The following is a 20,462-nucleotide window of genomic DNA, read 5'->3' as shown; positions in this document are numbered from 1 at the left end:
CGCGAATGATGCTACGACACGAGTAATGTTAGATGTTACCAAATGACAATGGAACAAGTACGCCACGAAATCAACGATAATCAGATAATAACCGACAAAAATCGAAGCCAGTCAGAACCAGTTCAGCTCGGCTCAGACGACCCGATTCGTGAGTTCCTCATCTGCGTCGATGTGCTGGACGTTCTCCCGAACCAGTTCAGCGATGTGGTTGTAATAGTCGATTTCCGCCGCCGCGGCGTGGGGCGTCACGACCACGTCGTCCATCCCCCAGAGCGAGGAGTCCTCCGGAAGCGGTTCTTCCTCGAACACGTCCAAGGCCGCACCCGCGATTTCGCCGTCTTCCAGCGCAGAAATCAGCGCCTTCTCGTCGGCGCACTTTCCGCGGGCCACGTTGATGAAATAGGCGTCCTCACGCATGGCCTCGAACTCCGCCGTCCCCATCAACCCCACTGTCGCGTCGGTGAGGGGCGTGGCCAGTGCGACGAATCGCGCCTCCGAAATCGCCTGGTGCAGGTCGTCGTTCGCGTACACCTTACGGACGTGCGGCATCGATTCGGCGGAGCGTCGAACGCCCGTGACGTGCATTCCGATCGCGTCCGCCCGCTTTGCGATCCCCTGTCCTAACGTGCCGAGGCCGACGACGCAGAGCGGTTCGTGCTGGAGCGTGAACGGTTCGTCCCAATCGGGGCGATTCCACTCGCGGTCGGTCTGCTGGCACGAAAAGGCGTGTAATCGGCGCGAAAGGGAGAGCATCATTCCCAGCGCGGATTCGCCGACGCTGGTACCGTGGATGCCCGTGCTGTTCGTCAGAATGATACCGGCGTCTTCGAACTCGGCGAGCGGAAATCGGTCGTATCCGGCCTGAATCGAATGCACCCATTCGAGTCCGGAGTCGAGCAGTCCGTCGCGGTGGGCGAACGTGACCACGGCGTCGCACCCTGCAAGTTCATCCGGGTCGTCGCCGACGACCTCGACGTTCGGGTCGATAGAGAAGAGCGCTTCGCGCAACTGCTCGGGTGGGAAGACGGCATCGACCGAATCGTGGATTCCGAGGTGGGAAATCTGCATGCACGGGGATACCCATGGAACGGGAATGAATCTTCGGAAGGTGACATCGGTGGATGCGACGAGGCATCAGCAGGAATTACTATCGTCACGTTCGAATCGGCGGGCAATGCCAGCGCGCGACGAAATCGGTGACCTGCCGTTCGGGGACGAACCGTACACCGTCAAACGAAAGTTCCTTCGGGAGGAGTTTTGGGTTTCCGATTCGGACGGCAATCGCGTTCTCGACACCGGAAGAAACGTGTCGGAGGGCATGGCAACGTTTCCGTTTCGCGACGAAGACGGCGACGTCGCGTTTCGAGTGCGTTCGAAACGGGTTTTCGACAGTGCAGGAGAGTACGCTCTTCTCGTAGAGGGTGCTGACGAACCACTGTTCACCCTCTCGAAAGAACTCAGTTTCCGCCGCCACTACTGGGCTGTCGCGTCTCCGGACGGCGAAGAACTCGCCTCGGTAACTTCCCGGCGCGGACTCATCGGTGCGGTGAACACCGTCTCGCAGATGCTCTCGCCCCTCCCGCAGACATTTTCGATGGACGCACCGAACGGCGAGCACATCGGCGAAATCGCGGGCAGACTCCACCCGAGAACCGTTTACGACGTTCGTATCGAGCGTCCAGGGGCGACTTCGCAAGCGATTTTGAGCGCGGCTGGCGTGGCTATCGCGGTGCTTGAAAGCGTGTAGCCGAGCGCTGTCGTTTGGCGTTGAAAGGGCGGCTCGGGAAAAATCCTCGTCACAAGGGGCTCGGAGGGGGTAACTTTCGTCACCGCCGCCCAATCGTCCGTACCCGCCCGACCGGTTTGACTCTTGCGCGTTAGGAACGCCACCTCGACAGTTCCCGGAGTTTCTCGCTCACGTCCCAAACTTCCGCACTGCCGAGTGCGCCGCGCTCCGTCACGTACCCAGTGACGAACTCCGCGGGCGTTACGTCGAAGGTCGGATTAAGCGCCAACAGGTTCGCACCGCCATCGTACACCGCCGCCGGATCGCCCGATTCCAGCGCGGGTTCGTCGCGAAATTGCACCTTGTCGGTGGCCGTGACGACGAACACGGGCACGTCTTCGCGGTTGGCGGCCACGGCCGCCAACCGCGTTCCGGTTTTGTTCACGACATTCCCATTTGGGAGGACTGCATCTGCGCCGACGACCACGCAGTCAACGTCCTCCGTGGCCAACACGTGCGCCATCGCGGCGTCGGTGTGAACCGTCATGTCCGTCCCGTCCGCCAGTTCTTCAGCCACCCCGACACCTTCGCGCGCCGGTCGGGACTCGGCGACGAAGACGCGCTTCGCGACGCGAAGCGCGTCGAGGACGGTTCCGGAACGAGAGAGGGTGAGTACCGTCGAGCCATCTATTTTCTCCCGTGCGTTTTCGGTCGCCTCCTCGTCGATTCGGTAGGCGCGGTCGATACCGTCGATGGTGGATTGCTCGACGGTAGCCGGGGAATCGGTACCCGTCATCGCCCGATTGATTCGGTTTTCGAGAACCGCCATGCTCGGGCGAGCCGAGCGAAGTTCGGTCGCCAATTCGGCCAACTCATCCCAGTCGCCACTGCGAACCGCGAGCAGTCCGGCCCGGTCGCGGAGGGTTTCGAGAGCACGAACCGAGACGGACGCGGAACCGTGCTCCGTATCCCCGGCGACCGATTCGATGTTCGGCGCGACGCGTTCGTAGGATGTCCAGAGGTCGGGCACCGTCTCTCGGCGAAGGATTTCGGTCGGGGGAATCCACTCCGAATCCGTCGTCTCCCAATCCAGTTCGACTGCGCGAGTCGCGCAGTCGAACAGGTACGGATGGACTATCCACCGTTTTCCGAGGGCTTTGTCTTCCACGTCGAAGGGGTCGCCCGCTCGAACGAACGTACAGTCGTCCAACAGACCGGTTTCCTCCTCGATCTCTTCACGTGCGAGCGAATCGGGGTCACCCTCCGCATGTCCGGCGACTCCGCCCCACTTGCCCGCGTACGACCCGACCTGTTCGCTTCGACGGAGCAGCAACACGTCACCTCGGTTCCGCAGGAAGCAGGTGACGACGTGGGTTTCGTCCATGCGAAATCGTGGTTTCGAAGAATGGTGAATCTGTGGGCGAGGTCGTGACGTGTCGAACGAGAAGATGGTGGCGCGTCGGATCAACGGTCGTAGGCGACGATTGACGTATCGTCGCCGACGATGACCACGTCGTCGCGCAGAATGGGTTTCATCGTCGCCCGCTCGTTCAGTTCGTACTGCTCTTTCCGCGCACCGCCGACGCCGAAGACGGAGAGGCTATTTTCTAGCTTAGATTCTTCCTGCGTCGTTTCGACTCGTTCGACCGATTCGATTGCGACTTCCTGTTCGGTCACCGAAAGCGGCGTGCCGAACTTCGCCCGTTTTCGCCAGCGTTCCTCGCCGGTGTTTCGGTTGCACGCCACGATGTACGTCTCCATCGCAAACCGACTCCGATGATGATTCGAGTAGAACGAAAGGATGGCGTACACGCTCGAATCGTTCGCCTCGGGAAGCGTTCCGACCGACCCAATCCAGTCGCTTTCAGTGTGCCAGCGCACCGTTCCATCGGATGGGGTCAGTGCCGTTACGCCGTTCATCGAGGCGACGAAAACGGCATCGTCGTGATACGTGAGTACCGCATTTCGACCCGTTTTCCGCTTCCATAACGTCGTACCGTCCGCCGCGTCATACGCCCGTATCGTTCCTGTGGGAGAGGCCGCAAACACGCGGTCGCCGTCGGAGTCCGCCGACGACCGGACGTGACCGAACGGGTGAGTCCACTCAATTCGCCCCGTGTCGAGGTTCAGCGAGAACGTCGCGTACTTCTCGATGTCTTCGCTGTAGGCGACGCCGTACAGTCGTGACGATTCCGACGAAACCGCAGAGTACCGACCGAACGCCAGGTAGTCGGTTCGAAGTTCGGTCGGCTCATCGCCGTTCACCGAAATTTCGTGGATGATGCCGTCCGCCTCGACGAAGGCGCGGTTACCGATGAGAACCGGCGGGGCGGTAATCCGCGGGAGTTCAGCGAGCTGTTCGTACTCGCCGGAAAACCGAGCGAATCCGAGCTCGCCGTCCGGCTCAAGCGTAGTTGCGACGACGAATCCGGTATCGGTGACGTTCGACGCTCGTGCGGGGTAACCGTCCAATTTCACCGACCATCTGGTGTCGCCACCGTTCGCTTGGAGGGTGGAACATCCACTCGCAAACGCCAGCAAACTGGCACCTGTAGCGCTGAGAAATGCGCGACGACGGTACCCACAGGCCATAACTAAACCACCCGAACTGAGCAAAAAAGCGTTCCGGTGGAAACCGTCCTCGAACGCTTTTCTATCGGGGCGACGAATTGACGACCATGCTCCGGGTCGCCATCATCAGCGACACGCACATTCCCACCCGTGCGAACCGCCTTCCCGTTTGGGTTCGAATGCGGATCCAGCGCGCGGATTATACGATTCACGCGGGGGATTTCGATTCGGCGGACGCGTTGGTCTCCATCGGAGAACTGACCGACGGCAACCTCACCGCAGTCGCCGGAAATACCGACCCGCGGTCGCTCCGCCTGCCGGACGTTGCAACTCGGAGTCTCGGCGGCGTGAAATTCGTCGTGACGCACGGAACCGGGCCGAAACGAGGGTATCGAAACAGAGTTGCAAAAACCGTTCGTGAACATTCGGACGGAGCAGCCGACGAGTCGGTCATCGGCGTCTCCGGCCACACTCATCGAGTGATGGACGAGCAAGTCGACGGCGTTCGACTGCTCAATCCGGGGAGTGCGACGGGGGCGGCCCCCGCCCGAAACGCGACGATGGTCGTTGCGACCGTCGAAGAGGGGACGATTTCGGTGCAGGTTCACGAAAGCTAACCGTTCGAACGTCCGAAAGCTGACGCGATTTGCACCTTTCGGGCGGGTTTTTATCCGGGCGCGCGAACGTTCGGGCATGAACGTTTTCGCGGTTCCGGGAATTCCCGAGGTCGAACCCGGCGACGACATCGCCGAACTCGTGGAAGAACGAATCGACCTCGAACCCGGCGACGTACTGCTGGTCGCGAGCACAATCGTCTCGAAAGCCGAAGACCGTACCGCAAATCTCGCGGACTTTCCGGCGAGTCCGCGGGCGGAGGAACTCGCGGCACGGCTCGGCGAGATTTCGGGCGAGGAGAAAGACCCGCGATTCGCGCAGGCCGTCATAGAGGAGAGCACCGAGATAATCATGGACGCCCCCTTCCTGCTCACTTCGACGCGATTCGGCCACATCGGCGTCAATGCGGGAATCGACCGCTCCAACACCGGAGACGCAGACCTCCTGTTGCTCCCGAAGCGACCGAACGAGAGCGCCGACCGAATTCGGTCGGCGCTCTCGCAGGACGTGCCGGTCGTCGTCACCGACACCTGTGGAAGACCGTTTCGGCACGGCCAACGGGGGGTCGCGCTCGGATGGGCCGGAATGCCCGCCAGTCGGGACTGGCGGGGAGAGCGCGACAGGGACGGTCACGAACTCGAAGTGACGGTCGAATCGGTCGTAGACGAACTCGCATCCGCCGCCAACCTCGTGAGCGGAGAGGGTGACGACGGCCTGCCGGTCGTCGTCGTCCGCGATTGGGAGTTCGGCAATCACGAGGGAAGCGACAACCTCTTTCGGGCGGTCGATAGCGATTTCGTCCGGCAGGCGCTCCGGGGGTGGGAGTTTGCGCGGGATTGAACTCACGCCGGAAGATCCGGTTTCCGAACTTGTCGAACTCGGCGTGCTGGCCGAGAGCGAAGGGTTCGACACACTGTTCGCCAGCAGTCACTACAACAACCGCGACCCCTTCACCGTCCTCTCGCAAATCGCGGCCGGAACGGACGACATCCGACTCGGGCCGGGTGTCGTCAATCCCTACGAAACCCATCCTGTCACGCTCGCTTCGCAAGCTGCGACCATCCACGAAGCGAGCGACGGCCGAGGAGTTTGCGGACTCGGTGCGGGCGACCGTTCGACCCTGCAAAACCTCGGTATCGACCGCGACCGACCGCTTCGGCGGGTGCTGGAGACGATGAAAGTCTCGAAGCGACTCTGGGACGGCGAGCGCGTGACCCACGACGGAACCTTCGTCGCGGAGGACGCGGGGCTGAACTACGAGGTCGGCGAGATACCGGTGTACGTCGGCGCACAGGGGCCGCACATGCTCCGAATGAGCGCGAAACACGCGGACGGCGCGCTGGTCAACGCCTCGCATCCGCGCGATTTCGAGTGGGCGGACGGGCGAATCTCGGAAGGATTGGCCGACCGACCCGACCACCGGGGCGAGTTCGACTTCGCCGCCTACGCCAGCGTGAGCGTCGCGGAGGACGGCGACGAGGCGCGCGAGGCCGCCAGACCGCCGGTCGCGTTCATCGTCGGTGGCGCGGCGAAACCGGTGTTGGACAGGCACGGAATCGACCACGAGCGCGCGGGCGAAATCGGGAAGAAAATCGGAGGGGGGGAGTTTTCGGCCGCGTTTGAACTGGTGACGCCCGATATGATCGACGCCTTCTGCATCGCCGGAACGCCGGAGACGGCGGCCGATAGAATCGACGCGGTGCTCGACTACGCGGACAGTTTCGTCGCCGGGTCGCCGCTCGGTCCCGACAGAAAAGAGGCGATTACGCTCGTCGCTGCGGCCCTCGACCTGCCGTGTCAGGAACCATAGCGGCACCAATGCCGCCGAGCGCGAGGAAGCCGAAGACGAGCACCGAGACGCCAACGAGCAGTGCGCCGAAGAGGAGGAGAATTGTGGAACCGGGGAACGAAAGCGCAACTTCGGTGAACAGCCGAATCATCTCCGTGATGTTGTGCACGAGGTTTACCATACTCCAACGTCCGTACCGGGGGTACTTGGTTTCTCCGTCACGCTTACGACGTGGCGATTCGTAGACGAGAACGTGTCGCGGGATACGTCACTGGCCGACTTCGGGACGAGCGAGGGCGACGCGGAAGCCGAGTCCGAGGGAGAAGAATCGCCGGTCGAAGCCGAGTCGAGAACTGAAATCGGCGAGCAGGAGAACGCAGAAGTAGAATCGGGAGTCGAAGCGGAGTCAGAACGTGAACCACGTTCCGACTCCATTGGTGAAGCCGAGTCATCGGCCGATTCAGACGCGGACATCGAACCGGCCCTCGCGACTTACGACTGGACGCCTGGCGGAGTTGCTTGTGAGTGTTGCGGCGAATCGGTCGAACGACGGTGGCGGGACGAGGACGAGATGGTTTGTGCGAACTGCAAGAAGTGGTGATGCGTGGTTCGTGCGAAAAGAAAGATTATTGAGAAGACATATTCTATCTGATTTTATCGTTCAGTAATGGCTTCCAATCGTCGAACATTTCTCGCAAGCAGTGGCCTCGCGCTTACATCTCTCGCAGGGTGTGTGACACTTGACTCTCCCTCTACAGTAGGAACGTGGTCTCAACGGGCAATCGATAACGCACGTACCGGCTCTTCTCGAAGCAGCGGGCCAACGACTTCGCTCTACGAAGTGTGGCATCGCGACTGGAAAAATAGGGGCGTTGTAACGGTCTCACCCGTGGTTAAAGACGGACGTATCTATCACGGCTACTCTCGTGAGGCGACGAACGAAGAACGGGGAGGTGCATGGCTGGAAGCGTTTGACGCCAAAACTGGGAAGTCGCAGTGGAAGATCGAACTATGGCACACGGACGAATTCCACTACTTTTACGTGTCCGACTCGCTCGTCCTCCGCGGAAACCGTATTTTCGTGCAAACGAAACCGGGACTGAAAGCAGTGGGAATCGATGGGACGCCACGGTGGACGTTCGACAATCTCTACAGAGGCCAGCAAACACCCGATATCGTTTCGCCAATCGTGACGGACGATACTATCGTCACGGGAACATACAATACGTCTGTGGAGGAAACGGGGGAACCGGAGACAGTGTTCGGGATCGACCCGGACGATGGAAGCGAACGGTGGCAAACCGAATTTCCGGAGCTTTCGGGGATGTGGCAACAATCGGCCGCAGATGGGATCGTGTACGTGCCGTTTTCGGGAGATTGTCTCGTTGCGCTCGATATAACGAACGGGCAAGAATTGTGGCGGCGATACATCCCCGTACACGGAACACCGAGTATTGCGGACGGACAGTTGTTTGTCGGACTCACAAACGACAAAAGGGAGGAAAACGACATCGCCGTCGCCGCGTTCGACCGCGAAAGCGGGAGACAACAGTGGCGAAAATCAGCGGGGTATCGGTGGCCAGATTCCGGCCTTGCGGTGGCGAACGGATTGGTGTACCACGTCGGGAAGTTCGACCTTCAAGCCAGAAGGGTCGATACCGGTGAACGCGTGTGGGAATTCGGCGGACAGAAGAGCGAAAAGCGGCGAATCGAACTCAAGACGACTCCCGTGGTCGCAGGAGATTCGGTGTACGTGAACGGTAGTAAGCAGAAGGAGACCACGTTCGGCCAACTGTTCGTCGTCGATGCGAACACGGGAGAAAAACGCGGGCAATTCTCGATGGGAAGAAACCGGTATACGATGAGTGTCCCCGCAGTCACCGAGGAACTCGTTTTCGTCAGTACCAACGACGGTCGTCTGTCCGCAATCGCGGAGTGCAACACCAAACTATTCGGACACTGTCTCATCGGATGACCGAGAGGCGACAACACTGACAGAACCCGTGAGCAACGCGCGGAGAAAATACGTCCATCGACTTGTCCCAATCGAGTAAACACCAATACACAAAGTATTCAACAGTAAACCAAACAACTCTTTGAATAGCGACAAAAGTTACAAAGCTACGTCCCCATAGTACGCATAACGAGAGGGGACTTTTGCGTCTCCGACAGGTGCCATTCGAACCCGTCACGACCTAATACCGGCATTTAGAGCATGAAGGAAGCTAACAAAGACCCCGAGCCGACACATGTGGAACGACCGACAGACGAGCTTGCGGACCCACTCTCTATCGAAGATGCGGCGGATTTGACGCAGCGAATCATCGAAAATATCGAACACGTCATCGTCGGGCAACACGACGCGGCCGAGCACATTTTGACGACGATTCTCGCGGGCGGTCATCTGCTGTTGGAGGACGTTCCCGGCGTCGGAAAGACGATGTTGGCACGGTCGCTGGCGCGCTCCATCGACTGTTCGTTTAAGCGCGTGCAGTTCACGCCCGACCTCCTTCCGTCGGACGTGACCGGCGTCAACATCTTCAACCAGAAAACTCACGAGTTCGAGTTCCAGCCCGGCCCGATTTTCGGCAACGTCGTCCTCGCGGACGAAATCAACCGCGCGCCGCCGAAGACGCAGGCCGCTCTGCTGGAAGCAATGGAAGAAGAGCAGGTCACCATCGACGGAACCACGCACGACGTGCCGCGACCGTTCACCGTTATCGCCACGCAGAACGCCATCGAACAGGACAGAACCTACGAACTGCCGGTGGCGGAAATCGACCGTTTCATGAAAAAACTCTCGCTGGGCTATCCGAACCCGGAGGACGAATCCGAAGTGCTCCGCAGGGTCGTCGGCGAGCATCCGATTCGCCGACTCGACCCAGTTGCGAGCGCAAGCGATATCCGCCGAGCGCGGGCCACCGTGTCTCAGGTGACGGTTCGGGAACCCGTCCGCGAGTACGTCACGCGACTGGCGAACTACACCCGCGACCACGGGCAACTCGGCGTGAGTCCCCGCGGATCAATCGCCGTGCTTCGCGTGGCACAAGCGCGGGCAATCCTCGAAGGACGGGAGTACGTCGTCCCCGACGACGTAAAGTTGGAAGCCGAGACGGTGTTGAGTCACCGCGTCCGCGGCACCTCCGGCACGATGGGCGGCGAGGAAGGGAAGGCTGTCGTTCAAGCCGCCCTCGACAACGTTCCGGTGGAATGAGATGCTGACGCGACGCGGACAGGGATTCCTCGGCGTAGCTATCCTCGGGGTCGCGATGGCGTTTTTCTTCGGGGCACGATCGTTGAACGCTGTCGTCGGCCCGATTTTCGTCGCGCTGGTCGTCGGATACGTCCAACTGAAACGAACGAGCCATCCGAATCTCACCGTTTCGGCACCGAGCGTTGGGTTTCGTGAGGAGGAGGCGACCATCACGCTCGATTTTTCGGCACCCGACCCGTTCGCAGGACGGGTTTCGCTGGGGCTCGCGGACGGACTCGAATACGGGAACAAACCGGTCGAAACCAGCATCGGCGAGACGGAAATCGACTACGACGTTCGACTCGCAAAGCGCGGCGAGCAGTCGATCGGTCCGGTGCGAATCGTCGCCGAGGACGTGTTCGGCCTGTTTCGGCGGACGTTCACCCATCAGGTGCGCGAGTCGATACTCGTCTTTCCGCGGATTCATCCGGTCGATGGTATGAAAACCGTCTCCGCGCTCGAAGAGAGCCTCGGCGTCTCGGCGCGACGCGAATTCAACCAACTGCGCGAATACGAGCGCGGCGACCCCCTGCGAGACGTTCACTGGAAATCGAGCGCGAAACGACCGGCGGACGACTTGTTCATCAAGGAGTTCGAAACGGAAGAAGAGCGCCAGCAAATCGAAATCACGGCGGAGGCGGATGCTGGCCGCGTCGATGTCGTAGCGGACGCGGCGGCGAGCATCGCCGACGCGATGCTCGCTGCGGGAATTTCCGTCGGGCTGACGACGCCCGAAAGCCGGATACCGCCCGATTTCGGTGATTCACAGCAGACCGACGTTCTCACGCTGCTCGCACGCATGAAAAGCGGGCACGTTCACGAACGCGAACGAGGACAAGCGGACATCGTCGTCCGCGGACTGACCGCGCACGAAGGCGCGAAAATCCAGTTCGCCGGACGAACGTTGTCGTTCGATGATTTCGCGTCGAGTGGAGGAGGGTCGCCGCCGTCGGCGCGTGCCGACGGCGGCGTGAACGGCCGAATCGAGCGTAACAAAGGAGAGCCACGATGAGTACGATACAGGACGACCGTCTCCGGTTCGGTGGCGTAGCAATACCATATCACTGGCTCGCCGTCTGTTCGACGGCGGTACTCATCGGGTCGTATCTGAGCATTCTCTACCGTATTACGAACGTCGTCGGCGTCGCGGACGATCTGTTGTTGCTGGTCGCGGGGGCGCTCGTCGGAGCCACGGTGTTGGCGCGAAAGCTTCCGGCGTGGACCGCGTTCGTTCTCGGTGCGGTGTTGCTCGCCCTCGGACTGTTTAGTTATTACGCGACGGTTCCCGGTGCGTATCTCTCGTTGGAACAGGCGGACCGCATCATCGCGGACACCGTCGCGCTGTTGACCGGATTATCGGTCGAGATGATGCGCGAGATAGCGACGTGGGCGTTGAACGTCGCACCGGCCGCCGTCTTCGTCCCGTGGTATCTCGTCTTTCGGCGACGGTACGGCCTCGCCGCCGCGAGCGGCGGGGCAGTGCTCGGCTTTTTCGTCCTCACGGGCGACGCCGGGGCGTTCGTGACGCTCACCGGAATGGTCGGCGCACTCGGTATCGTCGCCTTCGGGACGATGTCCCGGTACGGCGGCACCATCGCACAGATGGACGTGCTGGCCGTAGCATTGGTCGCGATGGTACTGCTTTCGACGACGGTAAGCGTCGTTCCGGGCGGCAGTGTGAGTCCGATTCTTCCGAGCGGCGGCGGTGGTTCCGGAAAGGGCGGCGGCCTCATCAGTAACGAACAACGCGTTTCGATTCAGGGAAGCATCGAACTCTCGCCGAAGGTACAGTACACCGTGACGGCGAATCGTGGCGGCTATTGGAAGGTAGCCTCCTACGACAAATACACGGGCAGCGACTGGATCCGAACCGGTAGCAGTCGGCCGTACGAAGACCAGTCGCCACCACCCGGAAGTTCACACGAAGTTCGACAGACGTTCACCGTGAAAGCAGACCGCGCCAACGCGATGCCTGCGGCGTGGAAACCGATACGCGTGGCGGGCGGAATGGACGACCGAACCCGACTGAGTAGCGCTGGAAGTCTGTCGCCGAAGAGCGCGCTAACGAAAGGCGAAACGTACAGTGTACGCAGTCGTGTTCCAACCAAAGACCCCGAGACGTTGCGCGATGCGGGAACCGACTACCCATCCGAGCTAGAACGCCAGTACTCGCAACTTCCAGGGTCGACGTCGGATCGACTGAAACAGAAGACGAGTGAGATTACCGCAGACGCGGATAATCCGTACGAGAAGGCGGTTCTCATCGAGTCGTGGTTGGAGGAGAATAAGGAATACTCCCTCGACGTCAAGCGCCCAGACGGTAACATCGCGGATTCGTTCGTCTTCGAGATGGAAGAGGGCTACTGCGTGTACTACGCTACGTCGATGGTGACGATGCTCCGAACGCAAGGGGTTCCGGCGCGGTTCGTCACCGGCTACACGTCGGGACAGCGCGTTTCGGAGGACAAGTGGGTCGTCCGTGGCCTCGACTCGCACGCGTGGGTTGAAGTATACTTCCCGGACACCGGATGGGTTCGATTCGACCCGACGCCGAGCGACTCGCGCTCGGACGCGGAACAGGCGATTGTCGATGATGCGCGCGCGAACGGCGAAAGCGGCGTCGATACAGATGAAAGCGAGAACGGAACGTGGACACCGGAACCGACGACGACCACCACGACAACGACGACAACCACCACGACTGACGAGGACGATTCCACTAGCGATGGAGAGGATGGTCCTGAACCCGACCACGGTAACTCCGAAAATCCCAACCTCGGCGAGCTAACTAGTGCGGTGACGCCGACCGAAACAACGACGAACGCATCGACCGACGACGAGGGCGCGATTCCCGTCGGGCTACCGTCGAGGGGACAACTGCTGTACGGCGGCCTGCTGGCCATCGGAGTGTTGCTCACGGCCAGACGAAGCGGCATACTCCAACGGGCGTACCGGGCGGTGTGGGTTCGCTGGCAACCGCGTGATAAACCGGAGACGGACGTGAAGCGGGCGTTCGATCGACTGGAGTACCACCTGGCGCAGAAGCATCGTGTACGACGACGGGGAGAGACACCGCGCGAGTACATCTCTTCGCTCTCGCACGTTGGCGTGGACGACCGGGCACGACGTGTCGGCTCGCTGTACGAACAGGCGCGATATGCTGGCGATGTAAGTCGAGAACACGCAGACGAGGCGGTGTCGCTCGTAAATGACATCGTTCGCGGATCGAAACGTCGGAAACCAAGTGAATAAACACCATCCGATATGGCAACATACCCGACAGTGTTTAATAGGTTGCTTTCGTAGCCCCATGCGTAATGTCGGAAGTCTGCTCGACGTGCGGGCTGCCTCAGGAGCTTTGCGTCTGCGAAGACGTCGCAAAAGAATCCCAGCAGATCACCATTCGCATCGACGAGCGCCGTTACGGAAAAGAGGTAACGATTATCGAAGGATTCGACCCCAAAGACGTAGATTTGGACACCCTATCCTCAGACTTGAAATCCAAGTTCGCTTGCGGTGGCACGGTCGAGGAGGGGCAAATCGAACTTCAAGGTAACCACACCGGGCGCGTCGAGGATTTCCTCCGCGACAAAGGATTTAACGTCGCCTAACCGAATTTCACGGTCGTTTTTGAAATAGAAGCGAAAGACAGGACGGAGCTACGCCGCTATTTTTTCGAGACGGTCATTGAGAACTCGGTGGCGGAATTTCCAGCTTCGTTCGCTAAAAACGACGAGGACGACCTTCGTTTCGGGTAAAATACAAGACAGACAGATTGCCACAGGTTGTCGAATATCAACGTTACGCATGCTAACGGGCATCACGATTAGTTATGAAAAACACATTGATAAGCAGTAACGTATAGTTATATATCGTTGCCGAGGAAGAGACAGAATCAGAACGGTGCGTCGGATTCGACGCCATCGGCCGATTCGAGGTCGTGTTCCCAGTCGTTCAGTCCGCCCGCCATGCTTTCGACGCGGGTGTCTTCGGGGATTCCTTCGTATGAGTCGATGAGTCGGGCGGCCTGCACGCTCGATTTTCCGAGCGGACAGACGGTTACGACGCGGTCTGCATCCTCCAACTCCGAGACGCGCTGTGGAAGCGCGTGGAAGGGGATGTTTTCGCTCCCGGGGATGTGACCGCCGTCGAACTGCGACTCCGGTCGGATGTCGACGATTCGCACGTCGGCGTCTGACTCTACGAGTTCGTGAACGTCGTCTGTCGAGATTTCGGCGTCCATCGACACCTCGTATGGACGCCGACGGAATAAGCGACCCGGTCACCGCGGGGCGACGACCGGCATCTCGAAGCGACCGAACGTTTTTGTCGTTTGGTACCATTTGACGAATTCATGTCGAGAAAATCGATGGTCGTGACGGCGATTCCCAACCCCGGCCGAGAGGACAAACCGAAAGGAAAGAGTACGCCGGAACTTCGAGCGATTCGAGGACGGCGGGGGAACAAACGGAAACGAGCGAACGAGTAGAGACGAGGAGCGAGGCGAACCGACGGAGAAAATCAGAGTAGTCCTTCTTCCTGTGCGACCAGCAACGGCGGGAGCGACCAGCCACAAATCGGGCCAGCGTGAACCGCCTCGATTGCCTCCGCGACCGGAACGGTTCTGACCTCGATGAACTCGTCAGGTTCGAGGCGCTGATTCCCCGGCGTGAGATCTTCCGCGAAAACGATCCCGCGGCGCTTTCGCATTCCCGCCGTCGGATAGTAGGTTTCGAGTAATTGGACGTTCCCCGCCTCGTAGCCAGTTTCCTCACGGAGTTCCCGCTTTGCCGCCCGCTCGAACGACTCGCCGGAGTCGATTCGTCCCGCCGGACAGGACAGCATCGTCTTCCCGAGTCGGGGTCTGTACTCCTCGATAAGCACGAGATCGTCGCCCGCCCGCGCCACGATGGCAACCGAATCCGGCGGGTCGAACCACAGCCGACGGACGCGTTTCCCGTCGGGTCGTTCGATGGAATCGTAGCCGACGGCGTGACTGAACAACGACAGGCCCCGTCTCGCTCTGCGTTTCCAGTTCATCAGTCGATGAGACCGGCCTCGGTGGCGAGGAGCAGTGCTTCGATAGTCGCGTCGTTGGCGGGCGCCTCGCGTGCCGCATCCAAGGCGTCCTCAGCGGGAATCGACCGCACCGAGAGAAATTCGTTGTCGTCCAGATTTTGCTCGGTCGGTGTCAATCCCTCGGCGAAGACGATGCCGCGTTCGTGGCGCAGAACGCCGGTCGCAACCCAGAACGTTTCGAGCAGTGCGAGGCTGTTGGCTTCGAATCCCGTCTCCTCGCGGAGTTCTCGCGCTCCCGCAGTGGTGTAGGATTCGCCGTCCTCGACGATTCCGGCGGGACATTCCAGACAGGCTTCCCCAATCGCGGGGCGATACTGCTCCACGAAGACGATTTCGTCGCCCGCGAGCGCCAGCACGACCACCGCTGGCGGGAGTTCGGCCCAGTAGTATTTTTTCGTCGTTCCGTTGGGTTGCTCTACGAGATCGTAGCCGCCGGTGTACCAGCCGGTTTCGTATTCGACTTCGGATTCGAGCACCGGCCAGTCGTGGTCGCGCCAGTCGTCGGTCATACCTGTGGAATGTCGGGGACGGGGCTTAAAAGCGGGAGAATGGCAGTGGGGAGTAGGGAAGTGAATCAGTATCGGATGCGGAGAGAGTGAGAGTTCTGGCGACAGAACAATCGCCGAAATTGCGACTGCAAATCACGACTACAAATTACCGCAACCGCATACGGACGAGTGCGCCAGCGGTCGGCACACTCGCCCTTCTTCGCGCTCGGGGGTCGTCTCCCCGCTCGCAATCGAGGCAGACCGCTTCCCTCGTACTCCCCTCTCCTCCCCGGGCGTTCGGCCAGTTCGCGCGGCAGACGCGAACTGGCCTCACCGCGCGTCCAAAGTGGCTGGTCGGCTTGCCGTCGTTCGATGCAAATTATACAGCCGATAGAGGGCTAGTATTTCACCGCGAGCGAGGAGTGAAACGACGAGCGAGCGGGCCAAGCGACGACCATCGGGAGGAGCGCCGTGCTTTTAGTCCAGCTTTTACAGAGAGAGACCCGGATACTGGGCCTCTCCCGTCGTAAAAGGTGGTGATCTTGAGGGATGGATTTATGCCCGTCCTGCACACAGACCTAGGTGATGAGTGAGGTTTCCGCGAGCGTCGGGCGCTACCTCAGCACGATTCATCTCGTCAGCAAGAGCACCGGCCGCCCGGCAAAAACCGGAGAATTGGCGACTGCCCTCGATGTGAGCGCCGCCAGCGTCACGGAAATGCTAACGACGCTCGAATCGCGCGACCTCGCAACCTACGAAAAGTACAAGGGCGCGAAACTCACCGAAGAGGGCGAAGAGACGGCTCGCGAGGTGATGTGGAAGCACTGTCTCGCCGAGAACTTCCTCGAAGACGACCTCGAAATCGAAAGTCCCGAGGACGCACGCGAGATGGGCCAAGCCCTCTCGGATGAGGTCGCGACCCGACTCCGTGAACTAATCGACCACCCGTGCGCCGGGCAGTGCAGTGCGCCCCAAACCGAGTACAGCGAGTGCTGTGACGACGTTCGTGGCGAGGAACACGTCCCGAACTGAACGAAACCGCTCCCGACCGCAACTCGAACCTACTGCGACCCGGCGGACTCGAATCGAACAATTTTCTCGAACGCGTCCATCGAAAGTTGCTCACCGCTCTCGATTCCGCGGGGGAATGTAGCGCCGAAACTGTCGGTGATGAACTGCCGAGCAACCACTGATTTTCGGTCGCGTCCCTGCGCGAGCTCCCGGTCTGCTTCCGCGAGCAAGAGACCGGCGGTGTAGACGTCGAAGATGTACGCCGCGAGTTCCTTCGCGTGGAGTTGTGCGTAGTCGTCGTCGCTGGTCGCCAGCGAGGTCACCGCGCCCTCTAACTCGCCGAGTTCGCCGCGCGTCGTTTCCACGAGGTCGGCGAGGTCATCGTGTTTTACATCGTCGAGTCGTTCCCGAACGCGGTTTAGCGCCGGTTCGTGTGCGTTTTCCCGAGCCATCGACCGAAGCACGTCGAGCGAAAGAACGTTTGAGGTTCCCTCCCAAATCGGAAGCACCTGTGCATCCCGTAGAAGGCGGTGGGTTATGAAGTCGTTCACGTAGCCGTTTCCAGCTTGAATCTCCATCGCGTAAGACGCCACATCGACAGCCATGCGTCCGGTTCTCGACTTCGCAATCGGGACGAGCATACGCATCAACGCGAAGGCGTCCTCGTCGCCTCGATGGTAGCGTTCGAACTCCTTTCCGGCGTCGAACGTGAATGCCGTCGCCGCTTCGTGCGCGACGGCCATTTCCACCAAATCCCGGCGCATCAACGGATATCGGTCGATATGCTGGCCGAACGCCTCCCGGTTCGCGGCACGAACCTTGCTCTCCAACAGCGCCCGACCGATGAGTCCACACGAGGCAAAGGCGTTGGCGATTCGTTCGAGGTTGAGCATCTCGGACATGTATTTAAATCCGGACTCGGTTTCGCCGACGAGGTAGGCCTCCGTCCCTCGAAACTCGACTTCCGCAGTCGGGACGCTCACGGTGCCGAGTTTGTCCTTCAGGCGGCGGATGTAGTAGTCGTTTTGCTCGCCATCGCGTTTCGTTTCGGGAACGAGAAACAGAGAAAGTCCGGCAGTTCCTCCGCGTGCATCCGGTCGCCGGGCGAGCGTGAGTATCGCGCCGGAATCGACGTTCGAGCAGAACCATTTTTCCCCCGTGAGTCGCCAGCAGTCGTCCGCCTGCTCTGCGACGGTTTCGGTCGCTACCACGTCACTTCCGCCCTGGCGTTCGGTGAGGAACATCGCCCCTTGGAGAAGGTCGTCGTAGTCGCGGGTCGTCAATCGGTCGAAGAAATCGGACAGGGAACCGTCGTCGAAGCGTTCCAAGACGAGCGCGACACCGGCAGTCATGGCGACTGGGCAGGTCAAACCAACGTCCGCGTAGGCTAGCAAGTAGTCCATCGTCAAATGGTGGAGAATGGATTCGGGAGTGTCCCTACCAGGCGGCGACCGAAAGGAGTCGGAGACGATACCCGCACCGTACACCAGTTTCTCGTTCGTTAGCTGGGCCGGGTGGTATTCGATTTCGTTGACGAGCGTTCCGAATCGGTCGTAACGATGCAGTTCCGGGCTGTGACGGTCGATTACGTCCGAATTGTCGGCAATTTCTTTCCCGACGAGTGCGCCGAACTCCGCGAATCGGTTTTTCGCTCAGTCGCTCGCGCCGGTTCGGGTGACTTCGGAGCGAAGAACGGGATCGTACACCCAGTAGTTCATTCCGCGGCCGCTTTCGAACTGGGCGTAGTCGAGAGGGAAGGAATGGTCGATTTGTACGATGTTTGACGTAATACTACCGAACGAATCGGGCGCGAACTAATTAAACGATATCCCGGTAGACGCGACCGAAGGCGATTCGCTGGAGGGTCGCAATCGCCGCCGCTTCCTTTTCGTGGTAGGTCGCAGCGACGACGATTTCCGCGGCGGGTGCGACGTGCCACGCGGCGCGTTCTACGTTGTCGCTTCCCTCGACGCGAACGTCGAAATCGTCCGGAATCGCGTTCTCGAACTCATCTCGAGTTCCGGTCGTGACGGAGAGAAGCGAAGCAAATAGGGCGTCCCGTGCGGTTTCGACCACCTCGCTCGTCACGCGCTCGCCGTACTCTTCGCGGTCAAAGTCCATCGCTTTCGCCGTCTCCTTGACGACGGTCTGTGCCGACAGGCCGACGGATTCGTACTGTTCGCGCGCTGCGGCCTCGTCCTCGGGGGTGAAAATCCCGTGAGTTTCCATGTCCGGTGGTTCACAGGCCGGGAACTATTCGTTTTCGCCCTCGTCTTCGTCCTTCGAATCGTCGCTCGTGGCCTCGTCGTCGTCTTCCGTCTCGTCTCCCTTTAGCATCTCCTCGGTCATCCGGCGCGCCTCGTTCAAAATGGATTGGGTTTCCGAACCCGTGTTCGCATCTCGCCCGTAGCCGCCGGCTTGCTGCAGTTCGGTTTCGAAGGAGTGGCCCTGTTGTCCGTGCTGTTGGTCGTGGCCGTGTCGGTGGTTGTGACTCTGCTGACCGTGATGCTGGTGGCCATGGTCGTGAACCGTGTCCTCGAACACCTGCGGATACTCCTCCTCCGTGGCGTGTTCCGTGACGCGGGATGCGAGTTCGTCCGGACTCTGTTCGTTCCATCCCGGCGTATACTCGTTCAACCACGTTTCGTGGTCGTCGTCGCCGAGCATCGCGGCGAACGCGAGGTGATTGGCGAGGTGTTCCCCGTCGGACTGTGGCGTCTCGCAGACCGGGCACGCAAATCCCATATCGCCCCGTAGGAAACACAGACGGAAAAACGGTTCAGTTCGGAGGATTCACGTGCCGATTCGACTTAGTCGAGTTCGACTATCATCACGAGCGCACTTTCCCCGTCACCGTAGTAGCGCGGCACGGTTCGAAAGTAGTGAAAGCCGAACTCCTGATAGAGCGAAATCGCGGTTTCGTTGCTCTCTCGCACTTCCAGTTTGACGGAGTGAACACCCCGTACCCGAAGTCCGTTGAGCGCGCGCGCCAACAACACCCGTCCGATTCCTTCTCCTCTGCGGTCGGGATGTACCGCGAGGTCTTTGATGTGGCCGAGCGCCCGTCCGTGGTTCGGCACGATGTCCGCGACGACGTAGCCGAGGATTTTGGAGTTGCCCACGGCGACGAGAAACGTCGGCTCTCCGACGTATCGCTGAAACGCCGAAAACGGCCACGGTTGGCTAAACGACGCCTTCTCGATTCGGAAGACGGCGAGCAAGTCCGCGTCTTCGGCGGGACGAATCGTCGGTGCGTCCGCCTCGTTCGCGGTAGTTGTCACGGGTGGGGCTTCAACGTGCAAGACTAAACTTCTAACTACCACCTTTTACGACGGTGGCAGGCGCGCGAACCGACGGCGGCCGTCGGCCCGGAAAATCATCGATTTTCCGGTGAACAGATAGTACGCTGGCGGTTGTGGAAGTTGGTTACTTAGGGCAAATGTGGATTGTCGAGATGGTAGAGAAGCTCGTACTCACCGACATCTTCCACGTTTTCGGGCGTTTCCCGCATGACGTTCTCGTGTTCTCGGTCGATTTCGTGCGTCGAATTTTCGAACGATTCGTACACTTCGTGGTTGTTCTCCGCTTTCATGTAGTACACCAAGAAGTCGCCTTCGTCAGTTCGCTCGATGAAGGCGGATTCGGCGTGCATCCCCTCGTTTTGGAGCGTCACAATCGCTTCGTCTTTCTGCGCTCGGACTTCCTCGGACCACTCTTTCAGACGCTCCGTTTTTCCCGGCCTGATCTTCTGTTTTATCAGCACGACATCGGTCATATCGGACAAAGAGCAGGAGAGCAGACTTATAGCTATGCCAACTACTTGAAGCAACCATAATCAAAATCACAGTTACAGCAGGCCAACCAACCGCAGAAGCCAGCACACTCTCCGCGAGCAAGGAGCGACGAGCGAGCGGGCCGACGACTGAGTGG

Annotated in this window: 23 protein-coding genes and 1 pseudogene; 12 read left to right on the top strand and 12 right to left on the bottom strand. The window is 60.2% G+C overall.

Annotation, left to right across the window (positions count from 1 at the left end):
- Positions 1–132: 132 nt before the first annotated feature.
- The gene (ddh, locus tag LIX15_RS13680; RefSeq protein WP_227773730.1) at positions 133–1,068 is read right to left on the bottom strand and encodes a D-2-hydroxyacid dehydrogenase; all 936 of its coding nucleotides are present in this window, start codon (positions 1,066–1,068) and stop codon (positions 133–135) included.
- Here ddh and LIX15_RS13675 point away from each other — a divergent pair.
- The gene (locus LIX15_RS13675) at positions 1,067–1,747 is read left to right on the top strand and encodes an LURP-one-related/scramblase family protein (protein WP_227773729.1); all 681 of its coding nucleotides are present in this window, start codon (positions 1,067–1,069) and stop codon (positions 1,745–1,747) included. The genes ddh and LIX15_RS13675 overlap by 2 nt on opposite strands.
- Positions 1,748–1,877: 130 nt before the next feature.
- Here LIX15_RS13675 and LIX15_RS13670 read toward each other — a convergent pair whose 3' ends face one another.
- Both LIX15_RS13670 and LIX15_RS13665 read right to left on the bottom strand, forming a co-directional pair.
- Complete coding sequence (locus LIX15_RS13670; protein ID WP_227773728.1) at positions 1,878–3,110, bottom strand: eIF2B alpha/beta/delta subunit family protein; 1,233 nt, start codon at positions 3,108–3,110, stop codon at positions 1,878–1,880.
- A gap of 80 nt (positions 3,111–3,190) precedes the next feature.
- On the bottom strand, positions 3,191–4,318 hold the full coding sequence (locus LIX15_RS13665; RefSeq protein ID WP_227773727.1) for an outer membrane protein assembly factor BamB family protein: 1,128 nt from the start codon (positions 4,316–4,318) through the stop codon (positions 3,191–3,193).
- 86 nt (positions 4,319–4,404) lie between these two features.
- Between LIX15_RS13665 and LIX15_RS13660 the strand changes: the two genes are divergently transcribed.
- The 3 genes from LIX15_RS13660 (at position 4,405) to LIX15_RS13650 (ending at position 6,722) form a co-directional block, all read left to right on the top strand.
- Positions 4,405–4,914, top strand: coding sequence for a metallophosphoesterase family protein (locus LIX15_RS13660; protein ID WP_227773726.1), 510 nt, complete (start codon positions 4,405–4,407; stop codon positions 4,912–4,914).
- 76 nt (positions 4,915–4,990) lie between these two features.
- A complete protein-coding gene (locus LIX15_RS13655; protein WP_227773725.1) occupies positions 4,991–5,752 on the top strand; it encodes a coenzyme F420-0:L-glutamate ligase in 762 nt (253 codons plus the stop codon).
- A complete protein-coding gene (locus LIX15_RS13650) occupies positions 5,739–6,722 on the top strand; it encodes a 5,10-methylenetetrahydromethanopterin reductase (RefSeq protein WP_227773724.1) in 984 nt (327 codons plus the stop codon). The genes LIX15_RS13655 and LIX15_RS13650 overlap by 14 nt, the downstream gene beginning before the upstream one ends.
- Here LIX15_RS13650 and LIX15_RS13645 read toward each other — a convergent pair.
- The gene (locus tag LIX15_RS13645; protein ID WP_227773723.1) at positions 6,676–6,882 is read right to left on the bottom strand and encodes a DUF8024 family protein; all 207 of its coding nucleotides are present in this window, start codon (positions 6,880–6,882) and stop codon (positions 6,676–6,678) included. The genes LIX15_RS13650 and LIX15_RS13645 overlap by 47 nt on opposite strands.
- 72 nt (positions 6,883–6,954) lie before the next feature.
- Here LIX15_RS13645 and LIX15_RS13640 point away from each other — a divergent pair, with 72 nt between their 5' ends.
- The 6 genes from LIX15_RS13640 (at position 6,955) to yciH (ending at position 13,565) form a co-directional block, all read left to right on the top strand.
- Positions 6,955–7,302, top strand: coding sequence for a DUF7573 domain-containing protein (locus LIX15_RS13640; protein ID WP_227773722.1), 348 nt, complete (start codon positions 6,955–6,957; stop codon positions 7,300–7,302).
- A gap of 66 nt (positions 7,303–7,368) precedes the next feature.
- Complete coding sequence (locus LIX15_RS13635; protein ID WP_227773721.1) at positions 7,369–8,676, top strand: outer membrane protein assembly factor BamB family protein; 1,308 nt, start codon at positions 7,369–7,371, stop codon at positions 8,674–8,676.
- Positions 8,677–8,916: 240 nt separating this feature from the next.
- On the top strand, positions 8,917–9,915 hold the full coding sequence (locus LIX15_RS13630; RefSeq protein ID WP_227773720.1) for an AAA family ATPase: 999 nt from the start codon (positions 8,917–8,919) through the stop codon (positions 9,913–9,915).
- Position 9,916: 1 nt separating this feature from the next.
- On the top strand, positions 9,917–10,966 hold the full coding sequence (locus LIX15_RS13625; RefSeq protein ID WP_227773719.1) for a DUF58 domain-containing protein: 1,050 nt from the start codon (positions 9,917–9,919) through the stop codon (positions 10,964–10,966).
- Positions 10,963–13,206, top strand: a complete 2,244-nt coding sequence (locus LIX15_RS13620; RefSeq protein WP_227773718.1) for a transglutaminase TgpA family protein — start codon at positions 10,963–10,965, stop codon at positions 13,204–13,206. The genes LIX15_RS13625 and LIX15_RS13620 overlap by 4 nt, the downstream gene beginning before the upstream one ends.
- Positions 13,207–13,271: 65 nt before the next feature.
- Positions 13,272–13,565 (top strand): stress response translation initiation inhibitor YciH, encoded by a 294-nt coding sequence (gene yciH, locus LIX15_RS13615; protein WP_049971819.1) that lies wholly within the window; start codon positions 13,272–13,274, stop codon positions 13,563–13,565.
- A 284-nt stretch (positions 13,566–13,849) separates the two neighbouring features.
- Here the strand turns inward: yciH and LIX15_RS13610 are convergent, their stop codons facing one another.
- Positions 13,850–14,197 (bottom strand): rhodanese-like domain-containing protein, encoded by a 348-nt coding sequence (locus LIX15_RS13610; protein WP_227773717.1) that lies wholly within the window; start codon positions 14,195–14,197, stop codon positions 13,850–13,852.
- Between the two features lie 111 nt (positions 14,198–14,308).
- Here LIX15_RS13610 and LIX15_RS32830 point away from each other — a divergent pair, with 111 nt between their 5' ends.
- Positions 14,309–14,443: a hypothetical protein gene (locus LIX15_RS32830; protein WP_265338374.1), complete on the top strand. Its 135-nt coding sequence runs from the start codon at positions 14,309–14,311 to the stop codon at positions 14,441–14,443.
- A 32-nt stretch (positions 14,444–14,475) separates the two neighbouring features.
- Here the strand turns inward: LIX15_RS32830 and LIX15_RS13605 are convergent, their stop codons facing one another.
- Both LIX15_RS13605 and LIX15_RS13600 read right to left on the bottom strand, forming a co-directional pair.
- A complete protein-coding gene (locus LIX15_RS13605) occupies positions 14,476–14,994 on the bottom strand; it encodes an NUDIX hydrolase (protein WP_227773716.1) in 519 nt (172 codons plus the stop codon).
- Entirely contained in the window at positions 14,994–15,542 is a 549-nt protein-coding gene (locus tag LIX15_RS13600) for an NUDIX hydrolase (RefSeq protein ID WP_227773715.1), read from the bottom strand. The genes LIX15_RS13605 and LIX15_RS13600 overlap by 1 nt, the downstream gene beginning before the upstream one ends.
- A 564-nt stretch (positions 15,543–16,106) precedes the next feature.
- Here LIX15_RS13600 and LIX15_RS13595 point away from each other — a divergent pair.
- Positions 16,107–16,553 (top strand): metal-dependent transcriptional regulator, encoded by a 447-nt coding sequence (locus LIX15_RS13595; RefSeq protein WP_227773714.1) that lies wholly within the window; start codon positions 16,107–16,109, stop codon positions 16,551–16,553.
- A 29-nt stretch (positions 16,554–16,582) separates the two neighbouring features.
- Here the strand turns inward: LIX15_RS13595 and LIX15_RS13590 are convergent.
- The 5 genes and pseudogenes from LIX15_RS13590 to LIX15_RS13565 form a co-directional block, all read right to left on the bottom strand.
- Positions 16,583–18,250: pseudogene (locus LIX15_RS13590) on the bottom strand (acyl-CoA dehydrogenase family protein).
- Between the two features lie 100 nt (positions 18,251–18,350).
- A complete protein-coding gene (locus tag LIX15_RS13580) occupies positions 18,351–18,761 on the bottom strand; it encodes a DUF5809 family protein (RefSeq protein ID WP_227773712.1) in 411 nt (136 codons plus the stop codon).
- 24 nt (positions 18,762–18,785) lie between these two features.
- Positions 18,786–19,277 carry a DUF5810 domain-containing protein gene (locus tag LIX15_RS13575; RefSeq protein WP_227773711.1) on the bottom strand — a complete coding sequence of 164 codons (492 nt, stop codon included), beginning with the start codon at positions 19,275–19,277 and terminating at the stop codon, positions 18,786–18,788.
- A gap of 65 nt (positions 19,278–19,342) precedes the next feature.
- Positions 19,343–19,813: a ribosomal protein S18-alanine N-acetyltransferase gene (rimI, locus tag LIX15_RS13570; protein ID WP_227773710.1), complete on the bottom strand. Its 471-nt coding sequence runs from the start codon at positions 19,811–19,813 to the stop codon at positions 19,343–19,345.
- 149 nt (positions 19,814–19,962) lie between these two features.
- Complete coding sequence (locus LIX15_RS13565) at positions 19,963–20,307, bottom strand: DUF6176 family protein (RefSeq protein ID WP_227773709.1); 345 nt, start codon at positions 20,305–20,307, stop codon at positions 19,963–19,965.
- Between the last annotated feature and the right edge of the window lie 155 nt (positions 20,308–20,462).

The organism is Haladaptatus pallidirubidus (assembly GCF_020700235.1).
GTDB lineage: Archaea > Halobacteriota > Halobacteria > Halobacteriales > Haladaptataceae > Haladaptatus > Haladaptatus pallidirubidus.
The sequence above is the reverse complement of the archived record's forward strand: the minus strand, read 5'-3'. Positions and strand labels throughout refer to the sequence as shown.

Excerpts from the sequence above, each read along its gene's own strand:
- LIX15_RS13610 (WP_227773717.1), bottom strand. The coding sequence starts at position 14,197 with ATGGACGCCGAAATCTCGACAGACGACGTTCACGAACTCGTAGAGTCA.
- LIX15_RS13605 (WP_227773716.1), bottom strand. The coding sequence starts at position 14,994 with ATGAACTGGAAACGCAGAGCGAGACGGGGCCTGTCGTTGTTCAGTCAC.
- LIX15_RS13630 (WP_227773720.1), top strand. The coding sequence starts at position 8,917 with ATGAAGGAAGCTAACAAAGACCCCGAGCCGACACATGTGGAACGACCG.
- LIX15_RS13645 (WP_227773723.1), bottom strand. The coding sequence starts at position 6,882 with ATGGTAAACCTCGTGCACAACATCACGGAGATGATTCGGCTGTTCACC.
- LIX15_RS13660 (WP_227773726.1), top strand. The coding sequence starts at position 4,405 with ATGCTCCGGGTCGCCATCATCAGCGACACGCACATTCCCACCCGTGCG.
- ddh (WP_227773730.1), bottom strand. The coding sequence starts at position 1,068 with ATGCAGATTTCCCACCTCGGAATCCACGATTCGGTCGATGCCGTCTTC.
- LIX15_RS13600 (WP_227773715.1), bottom strand. The coding sequence starts at position 15,542 with ATGACCGACGACTGGCGCGACCACGACTGGCCGGTGCTCGAATCCGAA.
- LIX15_RS32830 (WP_265338374.1), top strand. The coding sequence starts at position 14,309 with ATGTCGAGAAAATCGATGGTCGTGACGGCGATTCCCAACCCCGGCCGA.
- LIX15_RS13625 (WP_227773719.1), top strand. The coding sequence starts at position 9,917 with ATGCTGACGCGACGCGGACAGGGATTCCTCGGCGTAGCTATCCTCGGG.
- LIX15_RS13670 (WP_227773728.1), bottom strand. The coding sequence starts at position 3,110 with ATGGACGAAACCCACGTCGTCACCTGCTTCCTGCGGAACCGAGGTGAC.
- LIX15_RS13580 (WP_227773712.1), bottom strand. The coding sequence starts at position 18,761 with ATGGAAACTCACGGGATTTTCACCCCCGAGGACGAGGCCGCAGCGCGC.
- LIX15_RS13575 (WP_227773711.1), bottom strand. The coding sequence starts at position 19,277 with ATGGGATTTGCGTGCCCGGTCTGCGAGACGCCACAGTCCGACGGGGAA.
- LIX15_RS13565 (WP_227773709.1), bottom strand. The coding sequence starts at position 20,307 with ATGACCGATGTCGTGCTGATAAAACAGAAGATCAGGCCGGGAAAAACG.
- LIX15_RS13665 (WP_227773727.1), bottom strand. The coding sequence starts at position 4,318 with ATGGCCTGTGGGTACCGTCGTCGCGCATTTCTCAGCGCTACAGGTGCC.
- LIX15_RS13620 (WP_227773718.1), top strand. The coding sequence starts at position 10,963 with ATGAGTACGATACAGGACGACCGTCTCCGGTTCGGTGGCGTAGCAATA.
- LIX15_RS13675 (WP_227773729.1), top strand. The coding sequence starts at position 1,067 with ATGCACGGGGATACCCATGGAACGGGAATGAATCTTCGGAAGGTGACA.
- LIX15_RS13595 (WP_227773714.1), top strand. The coding sequence starts at position 16,107 with ATGAGTGAGGTTTCCGCGAGCGTCGGGCGCTACCTCAGCACGATTCAT.
- yciH (WP_049971819.1), top strand. The coding sequence starts at position 13,272 with ATGTCGGAAGTCTGCTCGACGTGCGGGCTGCCTCAGGAGCTTTGCGTC.
- LIX15_RS13655 (WP_227773725.1), top strand. The coding sequence starts at position 4,991 with ATGAACGTTTTCGCGGTTCCGGGAATTCCCGAGGTCGAACCCGGCGAC.
- LIX15_RS13635 (WP_227773721.1), top strand. The coding sequence starts at position 7,369 with ATGGCTTCCAATCGTCGAACATTTCTCGCAAGCAGTGGCCTCGCGCTT.